We start from the raw sequence: 26,165 nt of genomic DNA on the forward strand, positions 1-26,165 counted from the left end.
GAAATCCGCACTACCGGCACTCCGGCGGGGTGGAAATCCGCACCCGGCAAACAAGGCACACTGCTCGCCGATGCCACCGTTCCTGAATACCCTGATCCGACGCCTCGCCCGGCCCAGCGTCTACGTCTATGTGACGGTGCTGCTGATGGTGTTGGGCTGGATCGTCGGCCAGAGCGTCAGCGAGCGGGCAGGCATGACCCAGCTCAGCGCGATGACCCTGGAGCGGCTGGAGCTCTACTCCAACACGCTGGACGCCGAGCTGGCCCGCCATGCCGACCTGCCGGGCCTGCTGGCCACCGATCCGCAGGTGCAGGCACTGGTGCAGTCGCCTCAGGACATCAAGCTGCGGGCCCAGATCAGCCGGACGCTGGCCCGCATCAATGTGCGCGCCGGTGCGATGCAGATCTTCATCGCCGCGCCGGACGGGCAGGTCCTGGCCAGCAGCGATGGCGCCCAATCGACCCAATCCCCGCCCCCGCCGCGGCTGCGGGAAGCCTTGAACGCCGGCCGGCCGCACTTCTTCGCCGCGGACGAACGCGCCGCCAGCCTCGCCTACTACCTGCTGCACCCGCTGCAGTCCGAGGGCGGCGCCGCGGCCACGCTGGTCGTCAAGGTGAGCCTGGCGCCACTGGAAGCCACCTGGGTGGACCTGGGCCTGCGCTCCGAGGGCGAGCGGCTGCTGGTGGTCGACGCGCAGGGCGTGGTCATCATGAGTTCGGTGCCGCGCTGGCGCTACTTCCTGCTGGGCCGTGGCAGCGGCGCCGCGCGGGACAGCGAGCGCGCCGCATTGCGCGCCAGCGGCCGCTATCCCGCCGATGCGGGCTTCGAGGACATGGGCATCCCCGCCGAGGCGCTCGAATCCCCCGGCGACATGCCGCTGGTGCGCATGCCGCCGCTGGAGGCGATCCAGAAGGCCGGCCCGGTGCTGATGCCGCAGGAGCGCCCGCTGGTGCCGCTGGGCCTGCGGCTGATCGCCCTCTCCGATCCCAGTGGCGTGCGCCGGCAGGCGCGCTACGCCGGCTGGGGCGGCGCGGCCTTCGGCGCCTTCGCCGGCGTGCTGGGCCTGTACCTGGCCTCGCGCCGCCGCGCGCTGCGCCAGCTCTCGCAAGCCCAGGCGCAACTGCAGCAGGCCCACGCGCAGCTGGAGCGCCTCGTCGACGCCCGCACCGCGCAGCTGCGCAGCACCAACGAGGAGCTGAAGCACCAGATCGGCCAGCGCGTGAAAGCCGAGGACGAGCTGGTGCAGGCCGGCAAGCTGGCCGTGCTGGGCCAGATGTCGGCCGGCATCTCGCACGAGGTGAACCAGCCGCTGACCGCCATGCGCGCGCTGGCCCGCAACGGCCTGCTGCTGCTGGAGGCGGGCCGGCACGCCACGGTGGCCGAGAACCTGACCGCGATCGACGCGATGGTCGAGCGCCTGGGCCTCATCACACGCCAACTGAAGACCTTCGCGCGCAAGGCCGAGCAGCAGGAAGGCGCGCCGGTGACCTTGCTCACCTCGATCGAGAACGCGCTGCTGCTGGTCGGCCACCGGCTGCGCGAGGACGTCGTCACGCTGAAGCTCGATGTGCCGCCCGCGCTGCGTGTGCTGTGCGATGGCAACCGGCTCGAGCAGGTGCTCGTCAACCTGTTCGGCAACGCGATCGACGCCATGCACGGTGAACCGCAGCGTCTGCTGACGGTCGGCGCCGCCGCCAGCGACGACGGCCGCGTGCGGGTCGTCGTGGACGACACCGGCCGGGGCATGAGCGAGAACCTGCTGCCGCGCCTGTTCGAGCCCTTCTTCACCACCAAGCCGGCCGGCGAAGGCCTGGGCCTGGGGCTGGTAATCTCGTCCAAGATCATTCACGACTTCGGCGGCACCTTGCACGCGCAACGCAACAACGGCGGCGGCATGCGCTTCGAATTCGATCTCCCGGCTCTCCAAGACTCCAGCGATGTTTGACGGCTACCAAGTCCTTTTCGTCGAAGACGATCCGCCCGTGCGCGCCAGCCTCACGCAGACGCTGGAACTCGCGGGCCTGTCCGTGGTCGCCTGCGGCTCGGCCGAGGAAGCGCTGCCGCTGATCGCGCCCGGCGCGCAGCTGATCGTCGTCACCGATGTGCGCCTGCCCGGCATGGACGGCCTGGCCCTGCTGGACCATGTGCTCGCCACCGATCCTGGCATCCCGGTGACCTTGATCACCGCGCATGGCGACGTGGCGATGGCCGTCGGTGCGATGCGCGCAGGCGCCTACGACTTCATCGAGAAGCCCTTCCCGCCCGAGCGCCTGGTCGACACGGCCAAGCGCGCGCTCGAGGCACGCTTGATGCGCGCTGCGCTGGAAGACATGCGCACGCAGCTGCAGCGCTTCAACGGCATTGAGGCGGTGCTGCTGGGCAACTCGCCGGTGATGCAGCAGCTGCGGCGCCGCGTGCTGACCTTGGCCGGAACCTCGGCCGACGTGATGATCCTGGGCGAGACCGGCAGCGGCAAGGAACTGGTGGCCCGCTGCCTGCACGACCAGAGCAGCCGGCGCGACCGCAACTTCGTCGCGATCAACTGCGGCGGCCTGCCGGAGGCGCTGTTCGAGAGCGAGCTGTTCGGCCACGAGCAGGGTTCATTCACCTCGGCCGCGAAGCGCCGCATCGGCAAGATCGAGCATGCCAACGGCGGCACCCTGCTGCTCGACGAGATCGAGACCATGCCGATCGTGCTGCAGATCAAGCTGCTGCGCGTGCTGCAGGAGCGCCGGATCGAGCGGCTCGGCTCCAACGACGAGCTGCCGATCAACGTGCGCTTCATCGCCGCCAGCAAGGCCGACCTGCGCGAGATGGGCGAGCAAGGCAGCTTCCGCAGCGACCTCTACTACCGCCTCAACGTCGCCACGCTGCAGCTGCCGCCGCTGCGCGAGCGCCGCGAGGACATCCCGCTGCTGTTCCAGCACTTCGTCGCCCAGGCCAGCGCCCGCTACGAGCGCGAAGCCCCGGAGCTGACCTCGGCCCGCCTGGGCGAGCTGATGGCGCACGACTGGCCCGGCAATGTGCGCGAGATCCGCAACGCCGCCGACCGCTTCGTGCTGGCGCTGGACGAGCTCGATGGCAGCGCCGCAGCAGCCGTGCAGGACATCCCGCCGCTATCGCTGGCGCGGCAGATGGAACTGGTCGAGAAGACGCTGATCGAGCAGGCCCTGCGTCGTACCCAGGGCAAGATCCCGGCGACGATGGAGCTGCTGGGCATCGCGAAGAAGACGCTGTACGACAAGCTGCATCGGCATGGGATCGATGCGGATCAGTTCAGGTAGCGGGGTGCGCGGGACGACGGCTCACTGCGATACCGAGCAGCAGCAGAAGGCTACCCACCAGCATCCAGTTGTCCAGATCCCAGAACGCGAGGAATAGTGCGGCTCCGGCGACGATGCATGCCGTCCCCACCCGCGCGCGAAGGTCGCGACCCCAGAGGACCAGGCCTTGCAATGCCAGGCCGACGAACGCGAGCTTGGCGAGCGTCGTCGTGAGCAGGAACGCGCCACGCGGCGCGCTCATTGCGGCGAAGGTCGCGATGGCACCTTCGACCTGGCTCGGATCGACGTGGGCCAGGCCGCCATAGAACGCGGTCCACATGCCGAACAGACCACCCAGGTAGATCGTGCCGACCACTGTCGTGGCGCATGCCAAGGCGCTGGCCACGGGCCGCCGCGCCCGCCCGAGCCGATGCAGCGCCCAGGCCGTGGCGAGGAACAGCGGCAGCGCGAGATAGGCGATGACGTGCGGGTCGTGCAGCAGCGGGCGCTGCGCGCCGTGCGCGATCAGCCACGGCACGATGAGCGCCGGCGGCGTCGGCTCGTAGTGCAGGCGGAAATCGAGGAACTGCGGCAGGCTGCGCAGGTGCATGGCGAAGACCAGCACCAGCAGCACGGGCAGGAGCATGGGCAACGCGGCGGCGGCGAAGGAACGGAGACGCACGGGTGACATGAGGCGATTTGCGAGTGGAGACGGCCCCTATCATTCGCCGCATCCTCATCCAACTCCACCCGCAACATGCCGGCCCTGTCCACTAGCGGACGCCCACGCGAAAGTGTCCGGAAACCCGTCGTCGACCGCCGGATCTCGCGGACGCGGCAAAGCATCGACAAGGCCTTCCTGCTGCTGCTCCAGAAGCGCGGCTATGAGAGTGTCGGCGTGAGCGACATCGTGCGCGAGGCCAACGTCGGCCGCGCCACCTTCTACGAGCACTACACGTCCAAGGACGAGCTGCTGCGTGTCCAGCTTCGCCAGGTCCTGGGGGCCATGCTCAGGGGCGGTCCGGATCAACCGGACCTGCTCGACGCGATGCCGCTGTTCGCGCATGTCCGCGAGGTCCCGATGCTTTACCGCCTCGTGGCGGGGCGCTCCGCCGCCGCACGGTCGCTGCGCATCGTGCAGGAAGTGCTGGAAGAGCGAGCGGCTGAGATCCTGACCGAGCGTCTCTCAGCGGGGTGGTCCTTACGCGCGCCGCTAGAGCCGCCCATCGCCGCCCGCCTCATCGTCGCCAACCTGGCAGCGCTGCTGGCCTGGTGGACGGAGAACGGGATGAAGGAGCCGGCGAGCGAAATGCAAGCGCTGTTTCAGTCCAGCGTCGGATCGATGCTCGTACCGACGGGTAAATGAGCCGTTCAGGCGCTGGGCACGCAGACGATCGCGATGCTGATCCAGACGCCGAAGCTGAAGTACGGCGTCAGCCAGAGCGCGTCGGCCTTCCATGCGGCCCAGTTGCCGGTCGGCACGCGGCGGTTCCAGGCGTCGCGCGCGCCCTGGTTCAGCGGCATGTAGACCAGGCCGCTCGAGCGGCCGTGGCGGTAGCGGCGCCAGTACATCGGCACGTCCACACTCAGCACGTAGGCCACGAAGGCCGTCGAGCCCAGGATGCCGAAGATCGCCAGTGCGCTGACCCACCCGTTGCTGTCGAGCGCGATGATGGCCAGCAGCGCCGCCATCCACGAAAAGCCGGCGGCCCAGAGCAGCGACTCACAGGCCTGCGTGATGTGGTTCAAGGTCAGCACGCTGTGCCAGCAGAAGCCCTGGGCCACGACCATGAACACCGGCACGGTCCAGGCGGCCGTCTGCACCCAAGGCAGGCCGGCGTGCGCGCCCAGTTGGTGGACCAGCAGCCCCAGTTGGAGCGCAAAGCAGATCTCGGCCACTGTGGCCGCCGTGCGGCCCAGGAAGATGCTGGACAGCCGCGTGTCCACGACCACCAATCGCTCCAGGTCGACCCGGGGCAGTATCGAGCGGTAGGCACACACCAGCACGTAGACGCCGGACAAGGCCAGTTGCAAGCCGCCGTGGGCACCGCTGACCGGCCCGAAGTACAGCACGGCCAGCCACAGGCAGATGTTCAGCACGGCGAGCGCGCGAAGCGCCCGCCACCACGACAGCACGCCAGCGTCCGCGCCGGCGAGGCCTATCGAAAAAATATTGCGAATTGATGACATGGCCCGACGAGCGTAACCGCGACTCGATCGCCGAGGCAAGCGTCATCTGTTCAGGCCGGCGCGAACTAAGCAGTGGGTCGATCGGGAGCGATCTCGTGGAGGAAATGATCGATAAGCGCCTCCGATCGCATCCCGAGACCCGGAATGCGCGAAAGACGCGCGGCCCGGCTCGCGGCGCGGACCGCACCCAGGGTATTCAGATCGGCAGCTTGAAGCTTGTTGACGACCGCACCCAACCAGGGGCGAAGTGCGACCACGGGCGTTTCATCCGTATCGGGCGTGCGCGGCACGGATTTCGGGAGTTCCTGTGGAAGCGTGGTCAGCTCGGCAAAGTCCACCGCGACCGATCGCAGCAGGACACAGAGCCGTTCCAGCGAGGTCGCACCGATATGCCCGTTGGCGCGAAGGTCCGCTTCGGCGATCTGGGCCAGGTCGCCGAGACAGCGCACACCCATCCGTTCCAGCTGGATGCGAGCGCGAGCGTTGATCGGAAGCATCGATAGCGGTGTGGACCGCGCGTAGCGATCATTCGGACCCAGTTGGAACTTCGGCATTTCCAGGTAAGCAGGCGACGCTTCGACGAGCGTCGCCCGTGTTGCTGAATGACGATCTCTCAGCCCTGCGTGATCTTGCGGCGCCGCGCCACGACGCCAACAACGCCGAGCCCCGCCAGCGCGAGTGCCATGGAGGCGGGTTCCGGCACCGCCGAGATGGCGTTCGCCTTGAAGTTGAGGATGTCGATTTCTTCGCCGGTCGCGGCAGTGAACGTGATTTGCGTGATCGGATCGGAGCTGACGATGCCGAAGAAGGTGGATGTGCCCACGCCGCCGCTGGTGTCGAAGGTCCCCACGGACTGGCCGAAGTTGATCGTTACGGTGATCGTGTCGGCGCCGTCGTAGGTGCCGAGGTTGAAGCCCAGCGCGTAGATGCCGTCGACCTGCGTGTCCATCGCCGCGTTGACGCCCGGAATGCCGATCATCGCCAGATAGTTCCCCGCGCCATAGGCACCGTCGCTCTCGAGGTACGGGTGCGTGAAGTGCTGGTAGGTGCTGAAGCCCAGCGGGCCGAGGATGTACGGACGCGGCTCGAAGCCGCCATCGCCGTCACCGGCGGGAAAGACATAGGTGGAGAGACCCGGAGCGGCCTGGTCGAACAGCGTTGGGTCCGCGTAGGTGGTCACGTCCGTGGCGCTGGCGGCGCCGGCGAGAGCCAGGCCGAGGAAGGCCGTCGCAGCGGCAGCGCGCAGGAACGGACGGAAGGAAGTCGTGTACATGCAAATTCTCCAGTTGTCGTGGAACGCGAAAGAGGTGGAGTAGCCGCTGAACAACCGAGGCTGACCGTCAGGTTAATTGCGTTCAAATTGCACTGCAAATGTTTTCAGTGATATTTCCGGTGGGACATTCCCTAGGGTTTTGAAGGCTGCGCATGGGCATCGGTTATCCTCGCGCCGCCTTGTTCGAGAAGGGTGCGTCGACGCGGTCAGGCGCACCAAAGTGAACCCTCTACCGCCGACGCAGGCGCTCCAATCTTGACCACCGTTCCGCATTTCGCCACTGATCTTGATCGCGTCGCAAGGCAGATTCGCGCCGCCCTGTCTTCCCTGATGCTGGCCGCGGGCCTCGATCCTTCGGACCCGCAATCGATGGCCCGGCGCTGGGGCCTGAACCGGCAGCTTTCCTGGAAGGTCGTCAAGGTCATCCAGTTGCGAGACGCCTACGTAGCGCTGCAGCACCTGCCGGGCAACGAGGGCCTGGGGATCATCCTCAAGCGCGCCGAGCAGGCGGGTGTCGCCGCCGCGCTGCTGGCTCAGGTGCGCCAGGCCGCCGGCACTTTCGATGAACTGATCGAGACGCACTGCGGCGACCGCGCCGTGTTCGACATCATGGGCAGCGGGCTGTCCCAGGTCGACCAGGCGCTGCAGCAGCAGGAGAACCAGCGCAAGCAATTCTTCCTCGGCGCAAGCTCCATCTGGGGCGCCCAGGCCAAGGTGAACTTCGCGTCCTGGTACGTCGGACCGACGGCGGGTGAGACGACGATCGCCGGGCAGGTGGATCTCGTGAACATCAAGGCCTGGATCGGTTTCCGCCGCCTGCGCGAGAACCTCTCGTGGGTGATGTCGCGCCAGATGAGCCGCCACGACAGCGGCGATTCGATGGCTATCGGCGCGCCCGAGGCGCTCGACCTCCGCTCGTCCTCGGACGTCCCGCTGCTGCACGATTTCTGCACGGACCCGGTCCCTCAGTTCAGCCTGCGCGCCGAGGGCGGGCGGACGACCGTGTCGCTCGATCCCGGGCCGGTGGGCAACGCCGGCCAACTCTCCTGCGTCTTCGGCAAGATCCTTCGCCGCATGCCGCACGTCCGCAGCGAGGCCGATCGCCTGTCGCGGTTCATGAACTACCTGAACGTACCCAGCGAGGTCGCGATCGTCGACCTGTTCGTCCACAAGTCGATCGCGGACGTGATGCCGCCCAGCGTGACGCTATCCAGCCTGATCGAACTGCACGAGCAGGATCCCGAGCGCAGCCGGCTGCCCTTGAACGATCCCTTGATCGAGCTGGGCATCCCGGCGCCCGCACCGCTGACGCTGGAAGTGCCCCGCTACGCCGAGATGTTCGACCTCGTCATGACGCGGATGAACTGGGCGGCGGAAGACTTCGTCGGCTACCGGCTGAAGATGAACTATCCGCCGCTCCCCGCGGCGCTGGTCATGCGCTACGAGTTGCCTGAAGCGCCCTGAACGCTAGCGGTATCGCCCCGGATCCGCCGAATCCGTCGGCTTGTCGATGATCTTCTTGAACGCCGCGCTCATCGGCATCTGCAGGTTCACGCCGCGCGGCGGGATCGGCGATTCGAACCACTGGCGGTAGATCTCGCGGATCTCGCCGCTGCGGTAGAGATTGCGCAGCACGGCGTCCACCTTGAGCTTGAAGGCCGCGTCCTCGCGATTCAGGCCGATGCCATAAGGCTCCACCGTCAGCGGCTCGGCGGAGATCATGTACTCGTCCGGGTTTGGCTGCTGCATCTGCAGGCTGCGCAGCAGCACGTCGTCCATCATGTAGGCCAGCGCCCGCCCGGCCTGCAGCGTGCGGAAGCTCTCGGGGTCGTCGAGGCCCGCCAGGATGTGCAGCTCCAGCCCCTGGCGCTCATTGATCTCGTGCAGGTACTGGATGCTGGTGGTGCCGATCGTCGAGACGACCGGCTTGCCGCGCAGGTCGTCGAGGTTGCGGATCGGATCGGCTCGGCGCGACAGCAGCCGCGTCTGCGCCACGAAGATCGTCAGCGAGAAGCCCTGGCTGCGCGCACGCTCGGCGTTGTTCGTCGTGATGCCGCACTCCAGGTCCAGCATGCCGTTGGCCACCATCGGCATCCGCGTCGCCGAGGTGACGGCCACCCACTTCGTCTCCAGGCCCGGCAGACCGAGGTCCGCCTTCAGCGCCGCGATCACGCGCTCGCACAGGGTCACCGTGTAGCCGATCGGCTTCAGCCGCGCATCGAGGTAGGAGAACGGCGGCGAACTCGGGCGATAGCCGGCGACGATGACGCCGGTACTGCGGATGCGAGCCAGCGACGGGCCCTCGGGCGCCGCGCCGGCCGAAGCCGCGGCGAGAAGAAACACAAACGCACTGAGTGCGCGGCGCATGGCTAGACCAGCGTCCTCAGCAACTCGGCCAGTTCACCGCCCTGCTCTGTCGCCGCCAGCACCTGCGCGCCGGCCGGGAACACGATGTCGTCGCGATGCGGTTCGGGCCAGCCGATCGTCAGCATGCCCGCGGCAAGGCCGGCGGCCGCGCCGGGCGCGCTGTCCTCGACGACGGCGCAGTCCTCGGGCGCAACGCCCAGCAGCGCGGCCGCCCGCAGGTACGGGTCCGGCGCCGGCTTGCCATGCTCGACCTCGTTGCGCGAGACGGTCACGCCGCCCGGCTCGATCAGGCCCAGCATCGCGAGGCTGGCATCCATCACCGGCCGCTCGGAGTTCGACACGATCGCATGCGGCACGCCGGCCTTGGCCAGCACCGCCAGCGCCTCGCTCGCGCCATGGCGGCGGCGCAGTTCGGCCAGCCGGGCGATGAAGCGGCCGTTCTTGCGTTCGACGAACACCGGCAGCTCCATCGTCATGCCGCACTGGTCGACCAGGCGCTCGTGTACGGCGCCGATGGTCATGCCGGTGCAGGCTTCGTCGAAACCCGGCGGCAGGGTCAGATCCTGCTCATCGAGCAGGTCCTGCATCGCGCGGAAATGGGTGGCCTCGCTGTCGACGAGGGTGCCGTCCATGTCGAACAGGACGGCGCGGATCTTCTTCGGGGCTGAATTCATGGCCCCGTATTAGACCTTGATCAGGCCACGTTCCGCCGCGGCAGCACCCAGTCCGGCCGTGCGAAGTGGCAGGTGTAGCCGTTTGGAATGCGCTCCAGGTAGTCCTGGTGCTCAGGCTCCGCCTCCCAGAAGTCGCTCACCGGCTCCACCTCGGTCACCACCTTGCCGGGCCACAGGCCCGAGGCGTTCACATCGGCGATCGTGTTCACCGCCTCGTCGTGCTGCGTCGGCGACGTGTAGTAGATCGCCGAGCGGTACGAGGCGCCCCGGTCGTTGCCCTGCCGGTTCGGCGTGCTCGGGTCGTGGATCTGGAAGAAGAACTCCAGCAGCTTGCGGTAGCTCAGCACGGCCGGGTCGAAGATCACCTCGATCGCCTCGGCATGGCTGCCGTGGTTGCGATAGGTGGCGTTCTTCACGTCACCGCCGCTGTAGCCCACGCGGGTGGACTGCACGCCCGGCATCTTGCGGATCAGGTCCTGCATGCCCCAGAAGCAGCCGCCAGCAAGCACGGCCCGTTCGGTGTTGTGTGTCGTCGTCATGATCTCAACGCTCCTCGACCTGGTCGATGTATTCGCCGTAGCCCTCTGCTTCCATGTCATCGCGATGGATGAAACGCAGCGAGGCCGAATTGATGCAGTAGCGCAGGCCCCCGCGGTCACGCGGGCCGTCGGGGAACACGTGGCCCAGGTGGCTGTCGCCGTGCTTGGAGCGCACCTCGATGCGGACCATGCCGTGCGAATCGTCCCGCAGTTCCTGCACGTGGGCCGGCACGATGGGCTTGGTGAAGCTGGGCCAGCCGCAGCCGGAGTCGAACTTGTCGCCGGAGGCGAACAGCGGCTCGCCGGAGACGATGTCCACGTAGATGCCCGGCTCGTGCTCGTGCAGGTAGGCGCCGGTGCCGGGGTATTCGGTGCCGCTGCGTTGCGTCACGTGGTACTGCTCGGGCGTCAGCCGGGCAAGCGCTTCGGGGGTCTTGGCATAGGCCTTGGTCATCGTGCGACTCCGTTCTTCAATCGATCAATGGCAGAAGCTTCAAATGGGTGCGGCGGCGGGGCTTTCAACGGCAGCGCCTCTGGGCTCTCCGCGCTTCCTTCCTCCGTCGCCCGGCAGGCGCCGCACCTTACAGCGCGCCGACCACCTCGGGCTCGCGCAGCGGCGTGGCGCCGCTTTCACCGTGCTCCACCGGCCGGCCGGCGGCGACCCAGCCGTCCAGCCCGCCCACCAGCGCCGCTACGCGCTCGAATCCGAGCCCCGCCAGCGTCTGCGCGGCCTTGGCCGCCGACACCTCGTTCGGGCAGTTGCAATAGGCCACCAGCAGGCGCTCGCGCGGCAGGCGCGCGGCATGCTCGGCCAAGGTCTTCAGCTCGACCGGCCAGGCGCCGGGAATGCGACGCGGGTCCAGGCCCACGCTGCCGGGGCCGCGCACGTCGATGAACACCGGCGGCTCACCCCGCTCGATCAGCCCCGCCACTTCGGCGATGCCCAGCCGGCGCACCTTGCGAGCGGCGCGCAGGAAGCTCTGGCGCCGCCAGGCGCGCTGTGCAATCAGACCCGCCACGATGGCCAGCAGCGCCACGGTCGCCACCAGTCCGGCTTCGGCCAGCACCTCCAGCACGCGCTGGATCTGGTCGCGCAGCAGCAGGCCCAGGCCCAGGAACACCGCGCTCCACAAGGCACCGGCCAGCAGGTCGAAGACGACGAAACGGCGCAGCGACATGCCCAGCGCACCGGCCATCGGCGCGGCCACGACGGAAATGCCCGGCAGGAACTTGGCGGCCACCAGAGAGCGGCCGCCCCAGCGGGTGATCAGCGATTCGCTCTGGCGCACGCAGGAGTCGGGCGACAACGAGACCCGGCACAACAGCTTCATCACCCGGTGCCCCTGGCGGCGCCCGGCTTCGTACCAGACGGCATCGCCGAGCAGATTGGCCAGCGTGGCCACGGCCAGGGCCAGCGGCGCCGAGATCGCATTCACCGAGGCCATGCCGCCGGCAATGACCAGCACCGGCGCAGCCGGCACCGGCAGGCCCACACGCGCGGCGAAGGTCACGAAGAAAACCAGCAGCACGCCGTGGCCGGTGAACAGATCGATCAGCGTCGTCATGGACGCGGATTCTGCCCCCTGCCGGCGGGCCTCGCCGCCATGGGGGCAATCCTGTCGCTCGAGGGCTCAGGCTCTATAGCGCTGCAGCCAGACCGCCATCGGCGAGCTGCCGCGGTTCTGCCAGGCGAAGTACGGCACCGCCATGAACGGCACCTGCGCCTCGTCCGCAGCCGGCTCCGGGGCGTCCACGGGCCGGTACAGCCCCTGCTCCCACGCAGGAGCCAGCCCACGCGCCAGCGCGCGGCCACGCAGCACGACGGCGCCGCCCAGGGTCCCGGGCTCGAAGCTGGCCTCGATGCCGGCCGGGTCGATGGCCAGTTCATCCAGCGCACGGGAGTGGTCCACCCCTTCCAGGCAATACAGCAATGGCCCGCGAGAGAGAGCGATGCGGCCGCGGTTCTCGTGCAACTGCGGATGGCTCTGCCAGGCCGTGACCGCCATCGGCAGCTCCAGGCGCACTGTGTCGCCCGGCTGCCAGTCGCGCTCGATCGTCAGATAACGCCCAGGCTCGACGGCATCGCCGACGGCCACGCCATTGACCTCCGCCCGCGCGCCGGCGCGGCACCAGGCCGGCACGCGCAGCTTCAGCGCGAAGCGCCCGCCGCCCGCAGCGATCTCGATCGCCACCGCGCCGTCCCAGGGATAGTCGGTGCGCTGCACCAACTCCACCGTGCGGCCTGCGCCCAGTTCAACCCGCGCCCTGCCCTCGGCATACAGATGCACCCAGACGGCGCCCTCGCTGGTGGCGTACGCGTAGCCCGAGAGCCCGCCCAGCGTGCGCGCCACATTGGGCGGGCAGCAGGAGCACTCGTACCAGGTCTGGCGCTGGTGCGTGCCGTCGTCCTCCAGCGGGTTGACGTAGAAGTAGCGGCGGCCGTCCAGGCCCCAGCCGGGCAGCATGCCGTTGTAGAGCGTCCACTCGATCGAATCGGCATAGCGCGCGTCGCCGGTGGCCGCCAGCAGCCGGTGGCTCCACATCAGGCTGCCGATCGCGGCGCAGGTCTCGGTGTAGGCGCGGGCGTTGGGCAGCTCGAAGTCTTTGCCGAAGGCCTCGCCCTCGTGGCGCGAGCCGATGCCGCCGCTGATGTAGCTGCGCCGGCGCGTCATCTCGGTCCAGAGCGTTTCGAGGTGGGCGAGCAGCGGCGCATCGCCGTCGTCCATCGCCTGGTCGGTGATGCCGCAGGCCATGTAGACGGCGCGCACCGCGTGGCCGGCCAAGGCCTTCATCTCGCGGACCGGCCGTTCGTCCTGGAAGTATTCGATGCCGAAGCGCCCGCCATGCAGCAGGCCGTGACCACGCGCCTCGATGAAGAAGCGCGCCAGCTCGCGGTAGCGGCGCTCGCCGGTCTCGCGGGCCAGCTCGATCAGGCCCATCTCGACCTCCTCGTGCCCGTCGATCATCTCCAGCCGGCCTTCGGCGGCCGGGCCGAACACCGTGCAGATCAGGTCGGCGAAGCGGCAGGCCACCCGCAGCAGCCGCGCGTCGCCGGTGATGCGGTGCATCGCCACCGCCGCCTGCATCAGGTGGCCGCCGCAGTAGAGCTCGTGCAGGTCGCGCAGATTGCTCCAGCGCTCGTGGCGGCGCTCCAGGCTGTGATAGGTGTTGATGTAGCCGTCTTCGCCCTGCGCGGCCTCGACCAGCGGGATCGTCTGGTCGATCAGCGCCTGCAGCTCCGGCACCGGGCCGGCCGCCTGCGCCCAGGCTGCTGCCTCCAGCCATTTGTAGATGTCGGAGTCGTTGAAGAACAGGCCCGTGTAGGGCTTGTCGCTGGTGCCGGCCACGCGGCGGAAGTTGTCCAGCCGGCCGGTGCTTTCCAGCAGCGCGTGCTGGCTCGGCAGGCTGGTCTCGCGGATGCGCTGCAGCCGCGGACCCCAGAAGCGCCCCGCCAGCGTGACGGCGGTGGGCGGCACCGGCTGCAGCCTGGCGCCACGGCTGGCGCGGAAGTCGACGACGGGAGCATGGGTGTTGTCGGTCATTTCAGCCTTTAATCGCACCGGCGACGAGGCCGGAGATGTAGTAGCGCTGCAGCAGCAGGAAGAGCGCGGCGCAGGGAATGATGGTCAGCACGATGCCGGCCTGCATCAGGCCCCAGTTGACAGCGCCGAGCTGGCCGCTCTGCGCGTTCAGCAGCATCACCGGCAAGGTGTAGGCGCGTGAGTCGGAGACCAAAATCAGCGCCGCCAGCAGCTCGTTCCATGAGCCGAAGAAGGCGAACAGGCCGACAGTGGCAAGACCTGGCCCCACCAGCGGCAGCATCACCCGCAGCAGCGTGCCGGTGGGCGAGCAACCGTCCAGCACCGCAGCCTCCTCGATCTCGATCGGCACCGCGTCGAAGGCGTTGCGCATCATGAAGACGGCGAAGGGCAGCTGGAAGGTTGTGTAGACCAGCGCAAGGCCCAGGTGCGTGTCCTGCAGATGGAGCAGGCGCAGCAGGATGAACAGCGGATTGAGGATCGACTGGAACGGGATCATCAGCGTCGCCAGGATCAGCATGAACAGTGCGTTGCGGCCCGGGAAACGGAAGCGCGAGAAGCCGTAGCCGCCCAAGGTCGCCAGCACCAGCGTGCCGATCACCGTCAGCAGCGCCACCGAGCCGCTGTTCCAGACGTACCGGCCGATGCCCTCGCCGTAGTTCGCCAGGTTGCGGTAGTTCTCGATCGAGAAGCGGCTCGGCCAGTAGGCCGGTGGCGAGGCGCTGGCCTCACGCGCCGTCTCGAAGGACGTGAGCAGCGACCAGGCGATCGGGAACAGGAACATCAGCAGCAGCACGGTGCACAGCCCGTAGTACGCGGCATTGACGCCCCAGCGACGCCACCACAGCACCAGCCGCGAGGGCGGAGCTTCCGTGCGGCCACGGACGACACCGCCGAAGCCTTCGATGCGGCCGAGCATCATTCCTTGTCGTCCCTGAGCAGCCAGAGCTGCAGGCCCGAGAGCAGCAGCAGGATCATCAGCAGCACCATCGACATCGCCGCGCCGTAGCCGAGCTTGAAGTAGGTAAACGATGCCCGGTAGATCCAGTGGACGATCGTGATCGTGCTGTTGAAGGGCCCGCCGCGCGTCATCACGAAGAACTGCTCGAAGGCAAGGAAGGAGCCGATGAAGCTCATCGTCAGCGCCAGCGCGAAGGTGCGCCGCATCAGCGGGATCGTGATCGAGCGGATCTGCCTCAGCCAGCCCGCGCCGTCCAGCGCGGCCGCCTCGTACAGGTCGATCGGGATCGCCTGCATGCCCACCAGCAGGATCACCATCGTGAAGCCGGCCGCCTTCCACAGCACCATCGTGACGATGGAGGCCAGCGCGCTGTTCGTCTCGCCCAGCCACTGCACCGGCTCGTCGACCAGCCCCAAGTCCATCAGCACTGCACTGAAGATGCCGACCTGGTCGTTGAACAGCCAGGTCCAGAGCAGGCTGGCGCTGGTCATGCCGATGACGACCGGAAGAAAGTACGCGGTGCGAAAAATCCCCACAAACCTCGCACCGCGTTGCACCAGCAGCGCCAATGCGAAAGCGAACAGGAAGATCGCCGGCGTCACGACCAGCGTGTACTTCACCGTGAACAGCAGGCTGCCCCAGAAGGACGCGTCGACGAACAGCGCGAGGTAGTTGCGCAGCCCGGCGAAGCTCGGGTGGCCCAGCAGCGGCCACTCGTTCAGCGACATCCAGGCCGTCATGCCCAGCGGCACGAGGAAGAACAACGTCGTTACCGCGAGGCAGGGCAGGATGAAGACATAAGCCGCCCAGTGCCGCGGGATGTTGCGGCCGAAGAAGGTCGTGACCATCAGGGCGCGATCAGGGTGTTGCCAGGATCTGCCGGAACTTGGCCTGCGCGTTCTTGATCGCAGGATCGACGCCGGGGCCGAACACCGCCTCCTGGATCATCGCCAGCCAGGGCCCGTTCGGGTCGTTGATCAGCTGGTTGAACTTGACCGAGTACGGCGTGCGGCCGGCCTGCATCTGCGCCGAGGCGACGGCGAAGCGAGAGTCCTGGCGGCTGTAGGCGTTGTCGGCCAGGTCGGCGCGCACCGGCAGGCTGCCGTTCTTGGCGAACTGCTCCACCTGCACCTCCGGCGACAGGCACCATTGGATGAACTCCCAGGCCTCCTTCTTGTGCTTGGAGCCCTTGGGGATCGCGATGGAGTCGCCGCCGGCGAAGCTCGACGAGCCGCCCTTGTCGCCGGGCAGCGGCGTCACGCCGAAGTCCAGCTCCGGGTGTTCCTTTTTCAAGAGGCCGATCGAGAACGCGCCCGAGCCGATCATGCCGATCTTGCCGGTGAAGAAAGGGCTGATGAAATTGCTGCCGTTGTCGGTCTTCGCACCGGCCGGGATCGCACCCGCCTCCCACAGCCGGCGGTACATCGCCAAGGTGTTGCGCAGCGCCGGGTTGTCCAGCGCCTCCTGCTTGTTGTCGGGCGTGAACACGTCGCCGCCGGAGGCCCAGACGTAGGGCGTCATCGTGAAGATGTTGCAGCCGCCACAGGCGCCGGAGAAGTAGAAGCCCTTCACGCCCTTGCCCAGGCCCGCGATCTTCTTCGCGTAGGACTCCAGCTCGCCCATCGTCTTCGGCGGCTTCTCCGGATCGAGCCCGGCCTTCTTGAACAGGTCCTTGTTGTAGACCAGGAAGGAGCTCTCGGCGCTGAAGGGCACCGCGTACTGGCGGCCCTCGTACATCGCCAGCCGCACGTGCGAGGGCGACAGGCTCTTCGCATACGGCAGGGCCTTGGCCTCCGCGCCGATCTCCATCAGCTGGCCGGCCTGCGAGAAGGCCGGCACGAAGATCAGGTCGATCGCCACGACGTCGGGCGCCGCGCCGCCGGCCACGGCCGTGCCGAACTTGGTGACGAAGTCGTCGGCCGGGATCACGGTCAGTGCAACCTTGTTGTTATGGCTGGCATTCCAGTTCTTCACCAACGGCTCGACGAAGCCGGCATCCGGCGCGCGGACCCAGAAGGAGATCTCGGTCTGCGCCTGCGCCGCGGCGGCAAGCAGGAGACCAGCAAGGACACCGGTCAGCCGGCGCAGCGTGGGCGGGATTCGCATCGGTTTGTCTCCGTTCTGTTTTCTCGTGACCCCAAGGTCTGGCCCTCGAGGTGGCGCGATGTTGACAGCAAGCCCCGGGGCCAACAAGATGACAAAGCCTGCGCATTGCGGGACAAATCCGACTTTTCCGCCGCCACCCGAGCCGATGAACGACAACGCGCTTTCCTTCGTGCTGCCGCAGAGCCTGCAGGCGACGAACGGCGGCCTGTTCATCTCGCGCGGCGTCGGCCAGCATCCGCGCCGGGTGATCGATTCCTTTGAGCTGCTTTACGTGAAGAAGGGCCAGCTGGGCATCGAGGAGGACGGCCAGCAGTTCCTCGTCGGGCCGGAGGAGACGCTGGTGCTGTGGCCAGGCCGGGAGCACGGCGGCTCGATACCCTACACGCCCGACCTGCACTTCTTCTGGGCCCACTTCCTGCTGCCCACTCCCAAGGGAAAACCCCGCCCTTCGGACCTGCAGCTGGACGTGCCGCAGCACGCCCGCGTGGCGCGGCCCGAGCAGATGACCGGCCTGTTCCGGCGCTTCCTGAACGAGCAGGAACTGCTCGGCGAACGCCAGGTGCCGATGAGCCTGATGCTGATGCAGATGCTGTGGGAGGTGGCGAACTCGCGCGCCGTCGGCGCAGCGGGCCCGGTGGCCGACGGCTCGGCCGCGGTGCTGGCCGCGCGGGCCGACGAGCTGATCTGCACCGGCTTCGGCGGGCCGATCAGCACATCATCGATCGCACAGCAGCTGGGTTGCAATTCCGACTATCTCGGCCGGGTCTTCCGCAGCATCTACCGTTGCACCTTGACCGAGGCGATCCACACCCGCCGGCTGCGCCAGGCCACCGCGCTGCTGGCCGAAGGCCGGGCCACGGCCGCCGTCGCCGCACAGTGCGGCTTCGACGACATCGGCTACTTCCGGCGCCTGTTCAAGCGCTCCACCGGCATGACACCGCAGGCCTATCGGCGGCTTCACATGCGGGTCCACGTGAACACAGGCTAACGGGCGATACCATCACGCGCGTGAATCCACTGCCCTCTCTTTACGCGAAGTTCTTCGGCCTGCAGGCCGAGCCCTTCTCGATCGCGCCCGATCCGCGCTACCTGTTCATGAGCGAACGCCACCGCGACGCGCTGGCGCACCTGCTCTATGGCCTGCGTGGCGGCGGCGGCTTCGTGCTGCTGACCGGCGAAATCGGCGCGGGCAAGACGACCGTCTGCCGCTGCTTCCTGGAGCAAATCCCGGAGAACTGCAAGGTCGCCTACATCTTCAATCCGAAGCTGACGGTGCCCGAGCTGCTGCGCACCGTCTGCGACGAGTTCGGCATCGCCGTGGCCGGCGAGGACGACGACTCCGCTTCGGTGAAGCGTTATGTCGACGCCTTGAATGCCTTCCTGCTGGCCAGCCACGCGGCCGGGCAGAACGCGGTGCTGATCATCGACGAGGCGCAGAACCTCAGCGCCGAGGTGCTGGAGCAGCTGCGCCTGCTGACCAACCTGGAGACCAGCGAACGCAAGCTGCTGCAGATCGTGCTGATCGGCCAGCCGGAACTGCGCACGATGCTGGCGCGGCCGGAGCTGGAGCAGCTTGCACAACGGGTGATCGCGCGCTTCCATCTCGGCGCGCTCACGCCGGACGAGATCGGGCCCTATGTGCGACACCGCCTCGCGGTGGCAGGCTTCGGCGGCACTATGCCCTTCGACGCGTCGACCCTGGCGCGCGTGCACCAGTTGACGCGCGGCGTGCCGCGGCGGATCAACCTGCTGTGCGACCGCGCGCTGCTGGGTGCCTACGCGCAGGGCCGCAAGCGGATCGACCTGCAGACCCTGGAGAAGGCGGCCGCCGAGGTGTTCGAGGGAACCGTTGAGCCGGCAGCGGCAACGCCGGCCGCCAGCGGCTCGCAGCGGCAGCTCGCCATCGGCGCAGCGGCGATCGGCGTGATCGCTGCAGCGGCTTGGTTCGCCACGACGGGTGCGCGCAAGGAGATCCCGGCACCCGTGGCCGTCGCCCATCCGGTCGCCGCTGCGCTACCCGCTTCGGTGCCAGCCAGCAGCGCATCGCCCGCTCCCCTGATCAGCCCCAGCATCAGCCTCGGCTTGCTGCGCGAGGCCGACGCCTGGGCCGCGCTGGCCCAGGGCTGGCATGCCGACACGGCCGGCCTCGGCGACACGCCCTGCGCCGGCCTGAAGCCGCAGGACCTGCAATGCTTCCGCAGCGACGGCGGCCTTGCGTTGATCCGCCAGCTGGACCGGCCGGGCATCCTGACCCTGCGCGACGAATCCGGCCAGCCGGCCTACGTCCTGCTCGTCGGCCTGGGTCCGCAGACGGCCACCGTGCGGGCCGGTACGGCCACGCAGACGGTCAGCCTCGTGGCGCTCAGCAAGCAGTGGACCGGCGAGTTCGCCACGCTGTGGCGCACGCCGCCGGGCTTCCTCTCCCAGCCGCCGGCGCGCGGACTCGCACCCGAGACCGCCGACTGGCTGGCCCTGCACCTGAAGCAGATCCTGGCCGAACCCTCGGCGCCGCTGACGCACAACCTCGACGGGCGCCTGCAGGCGCAGGTGGCCGCCTTCCAACGCTCGCAGGGCCTGCGCAGCGACGGCAAGCCCGGCCCGATCACGCTGATGCAGCTGAACCGCGCCGCTGGCGTCGACGAACCGCGCCTGGAACCCCGAACATGAGCTACATCCTCGACGCGCTACGACGCGCGAATTCCGAACGTGAGCGCGGCACCGTGCCCACGCTGCACGCCAATCCCGGCCCGGCCGACTTGGCGGCCGACGACGATGAGGAGGTCGAACATCGCGACCCTGCGCGCGCCGGCGCAAGCTCGCGGCCAACCTGGCCTCTGGCGGTCGGTGCAGGCGTAGTGCTTGCCGCGTTGGCCGCCTTCCTGTTCTGGCCGCGCACGCCGGAGCCGGTCGTGCTGGCGAGCGCACCTGCGCCTCAGCCTCCGCAGCAGGCCGCACCCCAGCCGGCGCCGCAGCCCAGCCCGCAGTTGCCGCCCACCGTCGCGACCGTGCCGCTGAGCGTGCCGCCGCTGCAGCAGGCCCAGGCTCCAGCCGCGCCACCGCCGCCTCCGCAGGCGGTGCCCGCGCCCGCACCCGTGCCCGCACCTCAGGCAGCGCCCGCGCCGCAACACGTCCCCACGCAGGCCGAGCTGCCCGAGGCACTGCGCCGCCAGCTGCCGCCGCTGAAGACCGGCGGCGCGATGTACTCCGACACCCCGGCCAATCGCATGCTGATACTGAACGGCCAGGTGCTGCACGAAGGCGAGAAGCTGAGCCCGGACCTGGTGCTGGAAGAGATCGGCCTGAAGACCGCCGTGCTGGTCTTCAAGGGCCAGCGCTTCACGATCAACTACTGATGCACGCACGACTGCGGCTCGCCCTGCCCTTGTTGGCACTGGGCGTGCCCGCAGCAAGAGCAACTGCAGCAACACCGCTGCGCATCGCCTTCGACGCCGCCAGCGCGCCGACGATGTACACCGATGCGCAAGGCGGCGCGGCCGGCGTCTATCCGGCCATCGTGCGCCATGCCTTCGCGCTGATGAACGAACCGGCCGAGCTGGTGGCCGAGCCCTTCCGCCGCCTGATCGCCACCTTGTTCGGCGGCACCGGCGCGGCCGGCGGCGTGGTCCGCAACGAAGAGCGCCTGGCCATCGCCGACTACAGCGGCGACTACTTCACGGAGAACCTGTCGCTGTTCCGCCGCGCAGGCGCGCCGGAGCTACCACCGGGCATCGCGGGGCTGCGCGGCCTGCACATCGGCGTGGTTCGCGGTTGGTCCTACGGCGATGCCTTCGACCGCGCCCGCGCGCAGCACCTGTTCGCGGTCGAGGAGGTGGACACCGACAGCCGCAACTTCGGCAAGCTGCGCCTCAATCGGCTCGATGCGGTCGTGGCGACCGAGCTGGCCGGCCGGATGCTGCTGGGCGCTGAAGCCGCCGGCACGATCGCGCCACTGGCCCAGCCGCTGCTGTCGATGGGGATCGCGCTGGCGGTGCCGAAGACCTTGTCGGCAAAGCCTCTGCTGCAGCGTTTCGACCAGGCGATCGCCGCGATGCGGCGCGACGGCAGCCTGGAAACCATCGTCGCCGCCGAGGTAGAGCACGCGCGGCGACTGCTGCCGGCGAGCTGAAGGCTCACACGCGGCTGCGCGCCCGCTCGTCGCCGAAGCGCGCCTCCGCCTGACGGCGGAACTCGCTGGGTGTCATGCCCTTGATCTCGAGGAAGCGGCGGTTGAAGTTGGCCACGTTGTTGAAGCCGACCTGATAGCAGATGTCGGCCACCAGGTGGTCGCTCTGCATCAGCAGGTGGCAGGCGCTGTTGATGCGCACCTGGTTGACGAAATCGGTGAAGCTGTTGCCGGTGGCGCGCTTGAAGAAGCGGCTGAAGCGGCTCTCGCTCATGCCCAGCTCGGTGGCCAGGTCGGCCATCGAGACCGGCTCGGCCAGGTTGTTGGTGATGCGGTTCACCACGTCGTTGATCTGGTCGGTCTGCTCGTCACCGGCGGGGCCGTGCTCGCCCTGCATCTGCACGCTGGAAAGCAGCCGGTAGTCGGCGCACTGCGCCAGGTCGGCGAGGAAGTCGAAGAACAGGCCCAGGCGCCGCAGGCCGCGCTCGGCCTTGATGGCGTTCCAGTGCGCCAGTGCCCGCTCGGACATGCCGAAGAACTCGATGCCGTGGCGCGCGCGCTCCAGCAGTTGCAGCACCTCGCGCAGCTCGGGGATCTGCTCGGCAGCGCGGTTGATCGGCTCATGCAGGAACTGGATGACGCGGTCGCGCCCGGCCGCGCCGCCGGCTGGTGCATCGAGCGAGATCCAGTTGTGCGGCAGCCGCGGTCCGCACAGCACCAGATGGCCCGGCTGGAAGGGCCCGATCCAGTCGCCGATGAAGGCCTTGCCCGAGGTCTCGGTGATCAGGTGTAGCTCGTATTCCTCGTGGAAGTGCCAGCGCACCAGCGGGCTCGGAAAACCGTGGGCCAGGCAGCGCACCAGGCCCGTGTCCTCCTGCGCCTCGTAGCCCAGCGAGGGCGAACGGGCGAAGTCGCGCTCCAGCTCGGGCTGGGTCTGGCGGGGGACGGTTCTCTGACGCATGACCCGATTTTCAGCTCATCACGTTGCCGCCGTCGACGTTCAAGCACTGCGCGGTGATGTAGCGGGCCTCGTCGCTGGCCAGGAACACGGCGGCGCCGGCGATATCGGACGGCGTGCCCATGCGCCCGAGCGGCACGGCCTCGCCGACGCGCTTCTTCTTCTCACCGATGGGCAGACCTTCCGCCTTGGCGAACAGGCTGTCCACATGCGCCCACATCGGCGTGTCGACGACACCCGGCGCGATGGCGTTGACGCGGATGCCGTGCGGCGCCATCGCCAGCGCCGCGCTCTGCGTGTAGCTGATCACCGCGGCCTTGGTGGCGCAGTAGTGCGAGACCAGCGCCTCGCCGCGCCGCCCGGCCTGCGAGGCCATGTTGATGATGCTGGCGCCTGACGTGCCCTGCTCCACCATCTGGCGCAGCACCGCCTGCATCACGAAGAAGAAGCCCTTGACGTTGACGCTGAAGAGCCGGTCGAACGAGGCTTCGTCGGCCTCCAGCAGCGGCGCGAGGTCGAACACCGCGGCGTTGTTGAACAGGCAGTGGACCGGGCCGAAGGCCGCGCTCGCATCGGCCAGCATGCGGTCGATCGCACCCGGCGCGGTGATGTCGGCGGCGATGTAGGCCGCACGGCCGGCGTGGCGCTCCAGCAGCGCCGCGACCGGCTCGGGTCTCGTCGGAGCGATGTCGACGATGCTGCAGACGGCGCCCTCGGCGATGCAGGCCTCGGCCACGGCCAGGCCGATGCCGCCGCCGGCGCCGGTCAGCAGCACGTGGCGGCCGGCGAGACGTTGGCCGCCGCTCATGCGCGCCTCGCGAGGAAGGCAGCCACGCGATCGCCTGCGCCGCGCACCGCGGCCACCAGTCGCTCGTCGCCGGCCAGATTGCCCCACAGCAAGCGGTCGGCGCACAGCGCGGCGACGGGATCCTGCGCCGCGCAGATCGCATGAGCCACGGTCGGGTCCATGCCCTGGTCCTGGTAGGCATAGCTCAGTTGCCCCGCGTGCCAGCGCTGCAGGAAGGCCAGGAACAGCGCCGGCAGCATCGCCACGCTGTCGATGCTGCCGCCAGCGGCGAGCCGCTCGCGGATCGTCGGCGCGATGAAGCCGGGGATCTTCGAGAAGCCGTCCGCGGCCACGCGCTGATTGGTGTCCTTGATCGCCGGATTGCCGAAGCGATCCAGCACCACGTCGCGGTAGGCGGCCAGGTCGATCGGGCTCGGACTCAGGCAGGGGATCACGTCGTCCGTGACGTAGTCGAATGCGAACTTGCGGATCTCCGCGTCGTGCGTGCCTTCGTGGATGAAGTTCAGCCCGACCAGGGTGCCGGCCCAGGCGATGCAACTGTGCGTCGCGTTGAGGATGCGGATCTTGGCCTCCTCGTAGGGCTGGACCGAGTTCACCAGTTCCACGCCGACGCGGCCCCAGTCCGGGCGGCCGGCGATGAAGTCGTCCTCGATCACCCACTGAATGAAGCTCTCGCCGGTGATGGCGGCCGCATCGTCGCGGCCGGTGGCGGCCTTGACGCGCTCACGCAGCTCCGCCGGCGGGCGCGGTGTGATGCGGTCCACCATCGCGTTCGGGCAGCGGGTGAAGGCCTTGACCCAGGCGAGCAGGTCCATGTCGCCGACGCGCTCGATGAACTCGATCAGGCCGGCGCGCACGCGCTCGCCGTTGTGGCGCAGGTTGTCGCAGTTCAGCAAGGTGACCGGGCCGCCATCGCCGCTGCGCCGCGCAGCGAGGATGGCGACGAGCGCACCGTAGATCGTCTGCCCGATCTCGCCGCGCTGCACGCGGCCGATGTCGGCGACGAGGTCGGCGAAGCTCATGTCCAGCTTGCCCTTGGCATCGATGTAGTAGCCGGCCTCGGTGACGGTGAAGCTGATGATGCGCGTGGACGGCGCGGCGCCGCGCGCGATCACCGCAGCCAGCTTCGGCTCGTAGGGGATCACCTCGCGGATCGACTCGATCTGCTGGTAGCGGTACTCGCCGGCCGGCGAGACGGTCTCCAAGGTGTAGCGCCCGTCCTGGGCGCGCAGCGCGGCGAGGACGTCCGCCATATCGGGCCGGATGTTGGCGCCGCTCAGCGCCCAGCGCCGGTCGCCGGCCTCATGCAGGGCCTGCAGGTAGACGGCCTGGTGGGCGCGGTGGAAGGAGCCGAGACCGAGGTGGAGGATCGTGAATTCGGCGGGGGGGATCGGGTTCATGATGTCAGGCCGAATCAGGCGGCAGCGAGGGAACGGCCCTCGCGGTTGAACAGATGGAGGACGGAAGGGTCCAGCTCGACGGCCACGTCGTCCCCGCTCTGCAGCGAGGTGCGCTCGTTCTGGCGGGCGATCAGTTGCAGACCGCCGACGTCGACGTGGATCAGCGTGTCCGAGCCCAGCGCCTCGACCAGCTCGACCTTGCCGTCGACGCCCTTGCCGTTGCCCGCATGCACGCGCAGGCCTTCCGGCCGCACGCCGAGGAAGCCGTCGGCCGGCAAGCGCCCGCCAGTGGCCGCCGAAAAGCTCGGGATCGCCTTGGCCGGCATCATGTTCATCGACGGCATGCCGATGAACTGCGCGACGAACTGGTTGACCGGCCGGTCGTACAGCTCCAGCGGCGTGCCGACCTGCTCGATCAGGCCGTCCTTCAACACCACCACGCGGTCCGCCAATGTCATGGCCTCCACCTGGTCGTGGGTGACGTAGATCGTCGTCGCGCCGAGCGCCACGTGCAGCTTGTGGATCTCGACTCGCGTGTTGCCGCGCAGCGCCGCATCGAGGTTGGACAGCGGTTCGTCGAACAGGAAGACCTTGGGCGCACGGACGATCGCCCGGCCGATCGCGACGCGCTGGCGCTGGCCGCCGGACAGCTGCTTGGGCGTGTGATCCAGGTACTTCGTCAGGTTCAGCTGCGCGGCCGCGCGGTCGACCTTGGTCTTGATCTCGTCCTTGGGCACGTTGGCGAGCTTCAGCGCGAAGCTCATGTTGTCGAACACGCTCATGTGCGGATAGAGCGCATAGCTCTGGAACACCATCGCCAGGTCGCGCTTGCCGGAGGGTGCGTAGGTGATGTCGCGCCCGTCCAGCAGCAGGTTGCCGCTGCTGATCTGCTCCAGGCCCGCGATCAGGCGCAGCAAGGTGGACTTGCCGCAGCCCGAAGGGCCGACGAAGACGATGAACTCGCCCTTCTGGATCTCCAGGTCGACGCCCTTGATGATGTGGGCGTCTTCAAAGCTCTTCTTGATCTGATGGAGTTGGAGGTAAGCCATTTGTTTGTCTCCGTTCTTGACTACTACTTGACGGCGCCGAAGGTCAGGCCCTGGACGAGTTGCTTCTGGCTGAACCAGCCGAAGATCACGATGGGGGCGATGGCCAGCAGCGAGGCGGCGGACAGCTTGGCCCAGAACAGGCCTTCGGGGCTCGAATACGAGGCGATCAAGGTGGCCAGGGTGCCGGCCTTGGCGGCGACGAGGTTCAGCGACCAGAAAGCCTCGTTCCAGCTCAGCACCAGGCACAGCAGGCCGGTGGACGCCATGCCGCCGACCGACAGCGGCAGCACCACGTGGCGGAACTCCTTCCACAGCGTGGCGCCGTCCATGCGGGCGGCCTCGAGGATCTCGGGCGGGATGTCCTTGTAGCTCGTGTAGAGCATCCAGACCATGATCGGCAGGTTGGACAGGGTGAACACGATGATCAGCGCGCCGACGCTGTCCAGCATGCCCGCGGTCTGCGCCATCACGTAGATCGGCAGCAGCGCACCGACGGCCGGCATCATCTTGGTGGACAGCATCCACAGCAGGATGTCGCGCGTCTTCTTCGTGCGGAAGAAGGCCATCGAGTAGGCAGCCGGTGCTGCGATCGCGAGGCCCAGGATCGTGGAGCCCAGGCTCGTGATCAGCGAGTTCATCGCATGCAGCAGGTAGTCGCTGCGGCTGTTCACCTCGTGGAAGTTCTCCAGCGTCGGCGAGAACAGGAACAGCGGCGGCACGCTGATCGCCTGCTGCTCGGTCTTGAAGGCGGTCAGGAACAGCCAGCCGAGCGGGAAGAACAGCAGCAGCGCGACGAGCCACGCACCGGCCGTGCGCAGCGCCACGGGCAGGAACTGGCTGGGCGGCTTCTGCACCGCGAACTGCGTGGGCGCGGCGACAACAGGGCTCTTTTGGGCAACGGTATTCATGATGTCG

General features: G+C 68.4%; 26 protein-coding genes. 8 read left to right on the plus strand and 18 right to left on the minus strand.

Translation table 11 applies throughout. The features are described 5' to 3' along the window. Positions 1–70 precede the first annotated feature (70 nt). Both SNE35_RS27460 and SNE35_RS27465 read left to right on the plus strand, forming a co-directional pair. A complete protein-coding gene (locus SNE35_RS27460) occupies positions 71–1,945 on the plus strand; it encodes a sensor histidine kinase (protein WP_320426239.1) in 1,875 nt (624 codons plus the stop codon). Continuing rightward, entirely contained in the window at positions 1,938–3,284 is a 1,347-nt protein-coding gene (locus SNE35_RS27465) for a sigma-54-dependent transcriptional regulator (RefSeq protein WP_320426240.1), read from the plus strand. The genes SNE35_RS27460 and SNE35_RS27465 overlap by 8 nt, the downstream gene beginning before the upstream one ends. On the opposite strand, the gene SNE35_RS27470 is transcribed toward SNE35_RS27465, so the two are convergent. After that, positions 3,277–3,909: a hypothetical protein gene (locus tag SNE35_RS27470; RefSeq protein ID WP_320426241.1), complete on the minus strand. Its 633-nt coding sequence runs from the start codon at positions 3,907–3,909 to the stop codon at positions 3,277–3,279. The genes SNE35_RS27465 and SNE35_RS27470 overlap by 8 nt on opposite strands. A 111-nt stretch (positions 3,910–4,020) precedes the next feature. On the opposite strand from SNE35_RS27470, the gene SNE35_RS27475 reads away from it, so the two are divergent. After that, positions 4,021–4,629: a TetR/AcrR family transcriptional regulator gene (locus tag SNE35_RS27475; protein ID WP_320426242.1), complete on the plus strand. Its 609-nt coding sequence runs from the start codon at positions 4,021–4,023 to the stop codon at positions 4,627–4,629. 5 nt (positions 4,630–4,634) lie between these two features. Here the strand turns inward: SNE35_RS27475 and SNE35_RS27480 are convergent, their stop codons facing one another. From SNE35_RS27480 to SNE35_RS27490, 3 genes are all read right to left on the minus strand, one after another. After that, complete coding sequence (locus SNE35_RS27480; protein ID WP_320426243.1) at positions 4,635–5,453, minus strand: hypothetical protein; 819 nt, start codon at positions 5,451–5,453, stop codon at positions 4,635–4,637. A 65-nt stretch (positions 5,454–5,518) separates the two neighbouring features. Then, positions 5,519–5,950 carry a hypothetical protein gene (locus SNE35_RS27485; RefSeq protein WP_320426244.1) on the minus strand — a complete coding sequence of 144 codons (432 nt, stop codon included), beginning with the start codon at positions 5,948–5,950 and terminating at the stop codon, positions 5,519–5,521. A gap of 116 nt (positions 5,951–6,066) precedes the next feature. Further along, the gene (locus SNE35_RS27490; RefSeq protein ID WP_320426245.1) at positions 6,067–6,726 is read right to left on the minus strand and encodes a PEP-CTERM sorting domain-containing protein; all 660 of its coding nucleotides are present in this window, start codon (positions 6,724–6,726) and stop codon (positions 6,067–6,069) included. Positions 6,727–6,981: 255 nt separating this feature from the next. Between SNE35_RS27490 and SNE35_RS27495 the strand changes: the two genes are divergently transcribed. Further along, positions 6,982–8,190, plus strand: a complete 1,209-nt coding sequence (locus SNE35_RS27495; protein WP_320426246.1) for a hypothetical protein — start codon at positions 6,982–6,984, stop codon at positions 8,188–8,190. A 3-nt stretch (positions 8,191–8,193) separates the two neighbouring features. Here SNE35_RS27495 and SNE35_RS27500 read toward each other — a convergent pair whose 3' ends face one another. The 9 genes from SNE35_RS27500 to SNE35_RS27540 all read right to left on the minus strand — a co-directional run bounded on the left by SNE35_RS27500 (position 8,194) and on the right by SNE35_RS27540 (position 16,912). Continuing rightward, a complete protein-coding gene (locus SNE35_RS27500; RefSeq protein ID WP_320426247.1) occupies positions 8,194–9,093 on the minus strand; it encodes an amino acid ABC transporter substrate-binding protein in 900 nt (299 codons plus the stop codon). Positions 9,094–9,095: 2 nt separating this feature from the next. Further along, complete coding sequence (locus tag SNE35_RS27505) at positions 9,096–9,767, minus strand: HAD family hydrolase (RefSeq protein WP_320426248.1); 672 nt, start codon at positions 9,765–9,767, stop codon at positions 9,096–9,098. 20 nt (positions 9,768–9,787) lie between these two features. Further along, the gene (gene msrA, locus SNE35_RS27510) at positions 9,788–10,306 is read right to left on the minus strand and encodes a peptide-methionine (S)-S-oxide reductase MsrA (RefSeq protein WP_320426249.1); all 519 of its coding nucleotides are present in this window, start codon (positions 10,304–10,306) and stop codon (positions 9,788–9,790) included. Positions 10,307–10,310: 4 nt separating this feature from the next. Next, entirely contained in the window at positions 10,311–10,760 is a 450-nt protein-coding gene (gene msrB, locus SNE35_RS27515; RefSeq protein ID WP_320426250.1) for a peptide-methionine (R)-S-oxide reductase MsrB, read from the minus strand. Positions 10,761–10,887: 127 nt separating this feature from the next. Continuing rightward, complete coding sequence (locus tag SNE35_RS27520; protein WP_320426251.1) at positions 10,888–11,871, minus strand: VTT domain-containing protein; 984 nt, start codon at positions 11,869–11,871, stop codon at positions 10,888–10,890. 66 nt (positions 11,872–11,937) lie between these two features. Next, positions 11,938–13,848 (minus strand): glycoside hydrolase family 127 protein, encoded by a 1,911-nt coding sequence (locus SNE35_RS27525; protein WP_320426252.1) that lies wholly within the window; start codon positions 13,846–13,848, stop codon positions 11,938–11,940. A 1-nt stretch (position 13,849) separates the two neighbouring features. Further along, positions 13,850–14,767, minus strand: a complete 918-nt coding sequence (locus SNE35_RS27530; protein WP_320426253.1) for a carbohydrate ABC transporter permease — start codon at positions 14,765–14,767, stop codon at positions 13,850–13,852. Continuing rightward, the gene (locus SNE35_RS27535; RefSeq protein ID WP_320426254.1) at positions 14,764–15,654 is read right to left on the minus strand and encodes a carbohydrate ABC transporter permease; all 891 of its coding nucleotides are present in this window, start codon (positions 15,652–15,654) and stop codon (positions 14,764–14,766) included. The genes SNE35_RS27530 and SNE35_RS27535 overlap by 4 nt, the downstream gene beginning before the upstream one ends. 10 nt (positions 15,655–15,664) lie before the next feature. Next, the gene (locus SNE35_RS27540; RefSeq protein WP_320426255.1) at positions 15,665–16,912 is read right to left on the minus strand and encodes an ABC transporter substrate-binding protein; all 1,248 of its coding nucleotides are present in this window, start codon (positions 16,910–16,912) and stop codon (positions 15,665–15,667) included. A 145-nt stretch (positions 16,913–17,057) separates the two neighbouring features. Here SNE35_RS27540 and SNE35_RS27545 point away from each other — a divergent pair, with 145 nt between their 5' ends. Genes SNE35_RS27545 through SNE35_RS27560 form a run of 4 tightly spaced genes read left to right on the plus strand, consistent with a single transcriptional unit; the run spans position 17,058 to position 21,038 of the window. Beyond that, positions 17,058–17,900, plus strand: a complete 843-nt coding sequence (locus SNE35_RS27545; protein WP_320426256.1) for a helix-turn-helix transcriptional regulator — start codon at positions 17,058–17,060, stop codon at positions 17,898–17,900. A gap of 20 nt (positions 17,901–17,920) precedes the next feature. Continuing rightward, a complete protein-coding gene (locus SNE35_RS27550) occupies positions 17,921–19,579 on the plus strand; it encodes an ExeA family protein (RefSeq protein ID WP_320426257.1) in 1,659 nt (552 codons plus the stop codon). Beyond that, positions 19,576–20,265 (plus strand): general secretion pathway protein GspB, encoded by a 690-nt coding sequence (locus SNE35_RS27555; protein ID WP_320426258.1) that lies wholly within the window; start codon positions 19,576–19,578, stop codon positions 20,263–20,265. Before SNE35_RS27550 ends, SNE35_RS27555 begins: the two co-directional genes overlap by 4 nt. After that, positions 20,265–21,038 carry a substrate-binding periplasmic protein gene (locus tag SNE35_RS27560; protein ID WP_320426259.1) on the plus strand — a complete coding sequence of 258 codons (774 nt, stop codon included), beginning with the start codon at positions 20,265–20,267 and terminating at the stop codon, positions 21,036–21,038. Before SNE35_RS27555 ends, SNE35_RS27560 begins: the two co-directional genes overlap by 1 nt. Positions 21,039–21,042: 4 nt before the next feature. Here the strand turns inward: SNE35_RS27560 and SNE35_RS27565 are convergent, their stop codons facing one another. The 5 genes from SNE35_RS27565 to SNE35_RS27585 are packed head-to-tail and all read right to left on the minus strand — an operon-like array spanning position 21,043 to position 26,158. Then, positions 21,043–21,996, minus strand: coding sequence for an AraC family transcriptional regulator (locus SNE35_RS27565; RefSeq protein WP_320426260.1), 954 nt, complete (start codon positions 21,994–21,996; stop codon positions 21,043–21,045). A 10-nt stretch (positions 21,997–22,006) separates the two neighbouring features. After that, on the minus strand, positions 22,007–22,801 hold the full coding sequence (locus SNE35_RS27570; RefSeq protein WP_320426261.1) for an L-iditol 2-dehydrogenase: 795 nt from the start codon (positions 22,799–22,801) through the stop codon (positions 22,007–22,009). Then, positions 22,798–24,201, minus strand: a complete 1,404-nt coding sequence (gene dalD, locus SNE35_RS27575) for a D-arabinitol 4-dehydrogenase (RefSeq protein ID WP_320426262.1) — start codon at positions 24,199–24,201, stop codon at positions 22,798–22,800. Before dalD ends, SNE35_RS27570 begins: the two co-directional genes overlap by 4 nt. A gap of 14 nt (positions 24,202–24,215) precedes the next feature. Then, entirely contained in the window at positions 24,216–25,250 is a 1,035-nt protein-coding gene (locus SNE35_RS27580; protein WP_320426263.1) for an ABC transporter ATP-binding protein, read from the minus strand. A 23-nt stretch (positions 25,251–25,273) separates the two neighbouring features. Then, positions 25,274–26,158, minus strand: a complete 885-nt coding sequence (locus SNE35_RS27585; protein WP_320426264.1) for a carbohydrate ABC transporter permease — start codon at positions 26,156–26,158, stop codon at positions 25,274–25,276. Positions 26,159–26,165: the final 7 nt, after the last annotated feature.

It is taken from the genome of Roseateles agri (assembly GCF_034043675.1).
Classification (GTDB): domain Bacteria; phylum Pseudomonadota; class Gammaproteobacteria; order Burkholderiales; family Burkholderiaceae_C; genus KK5.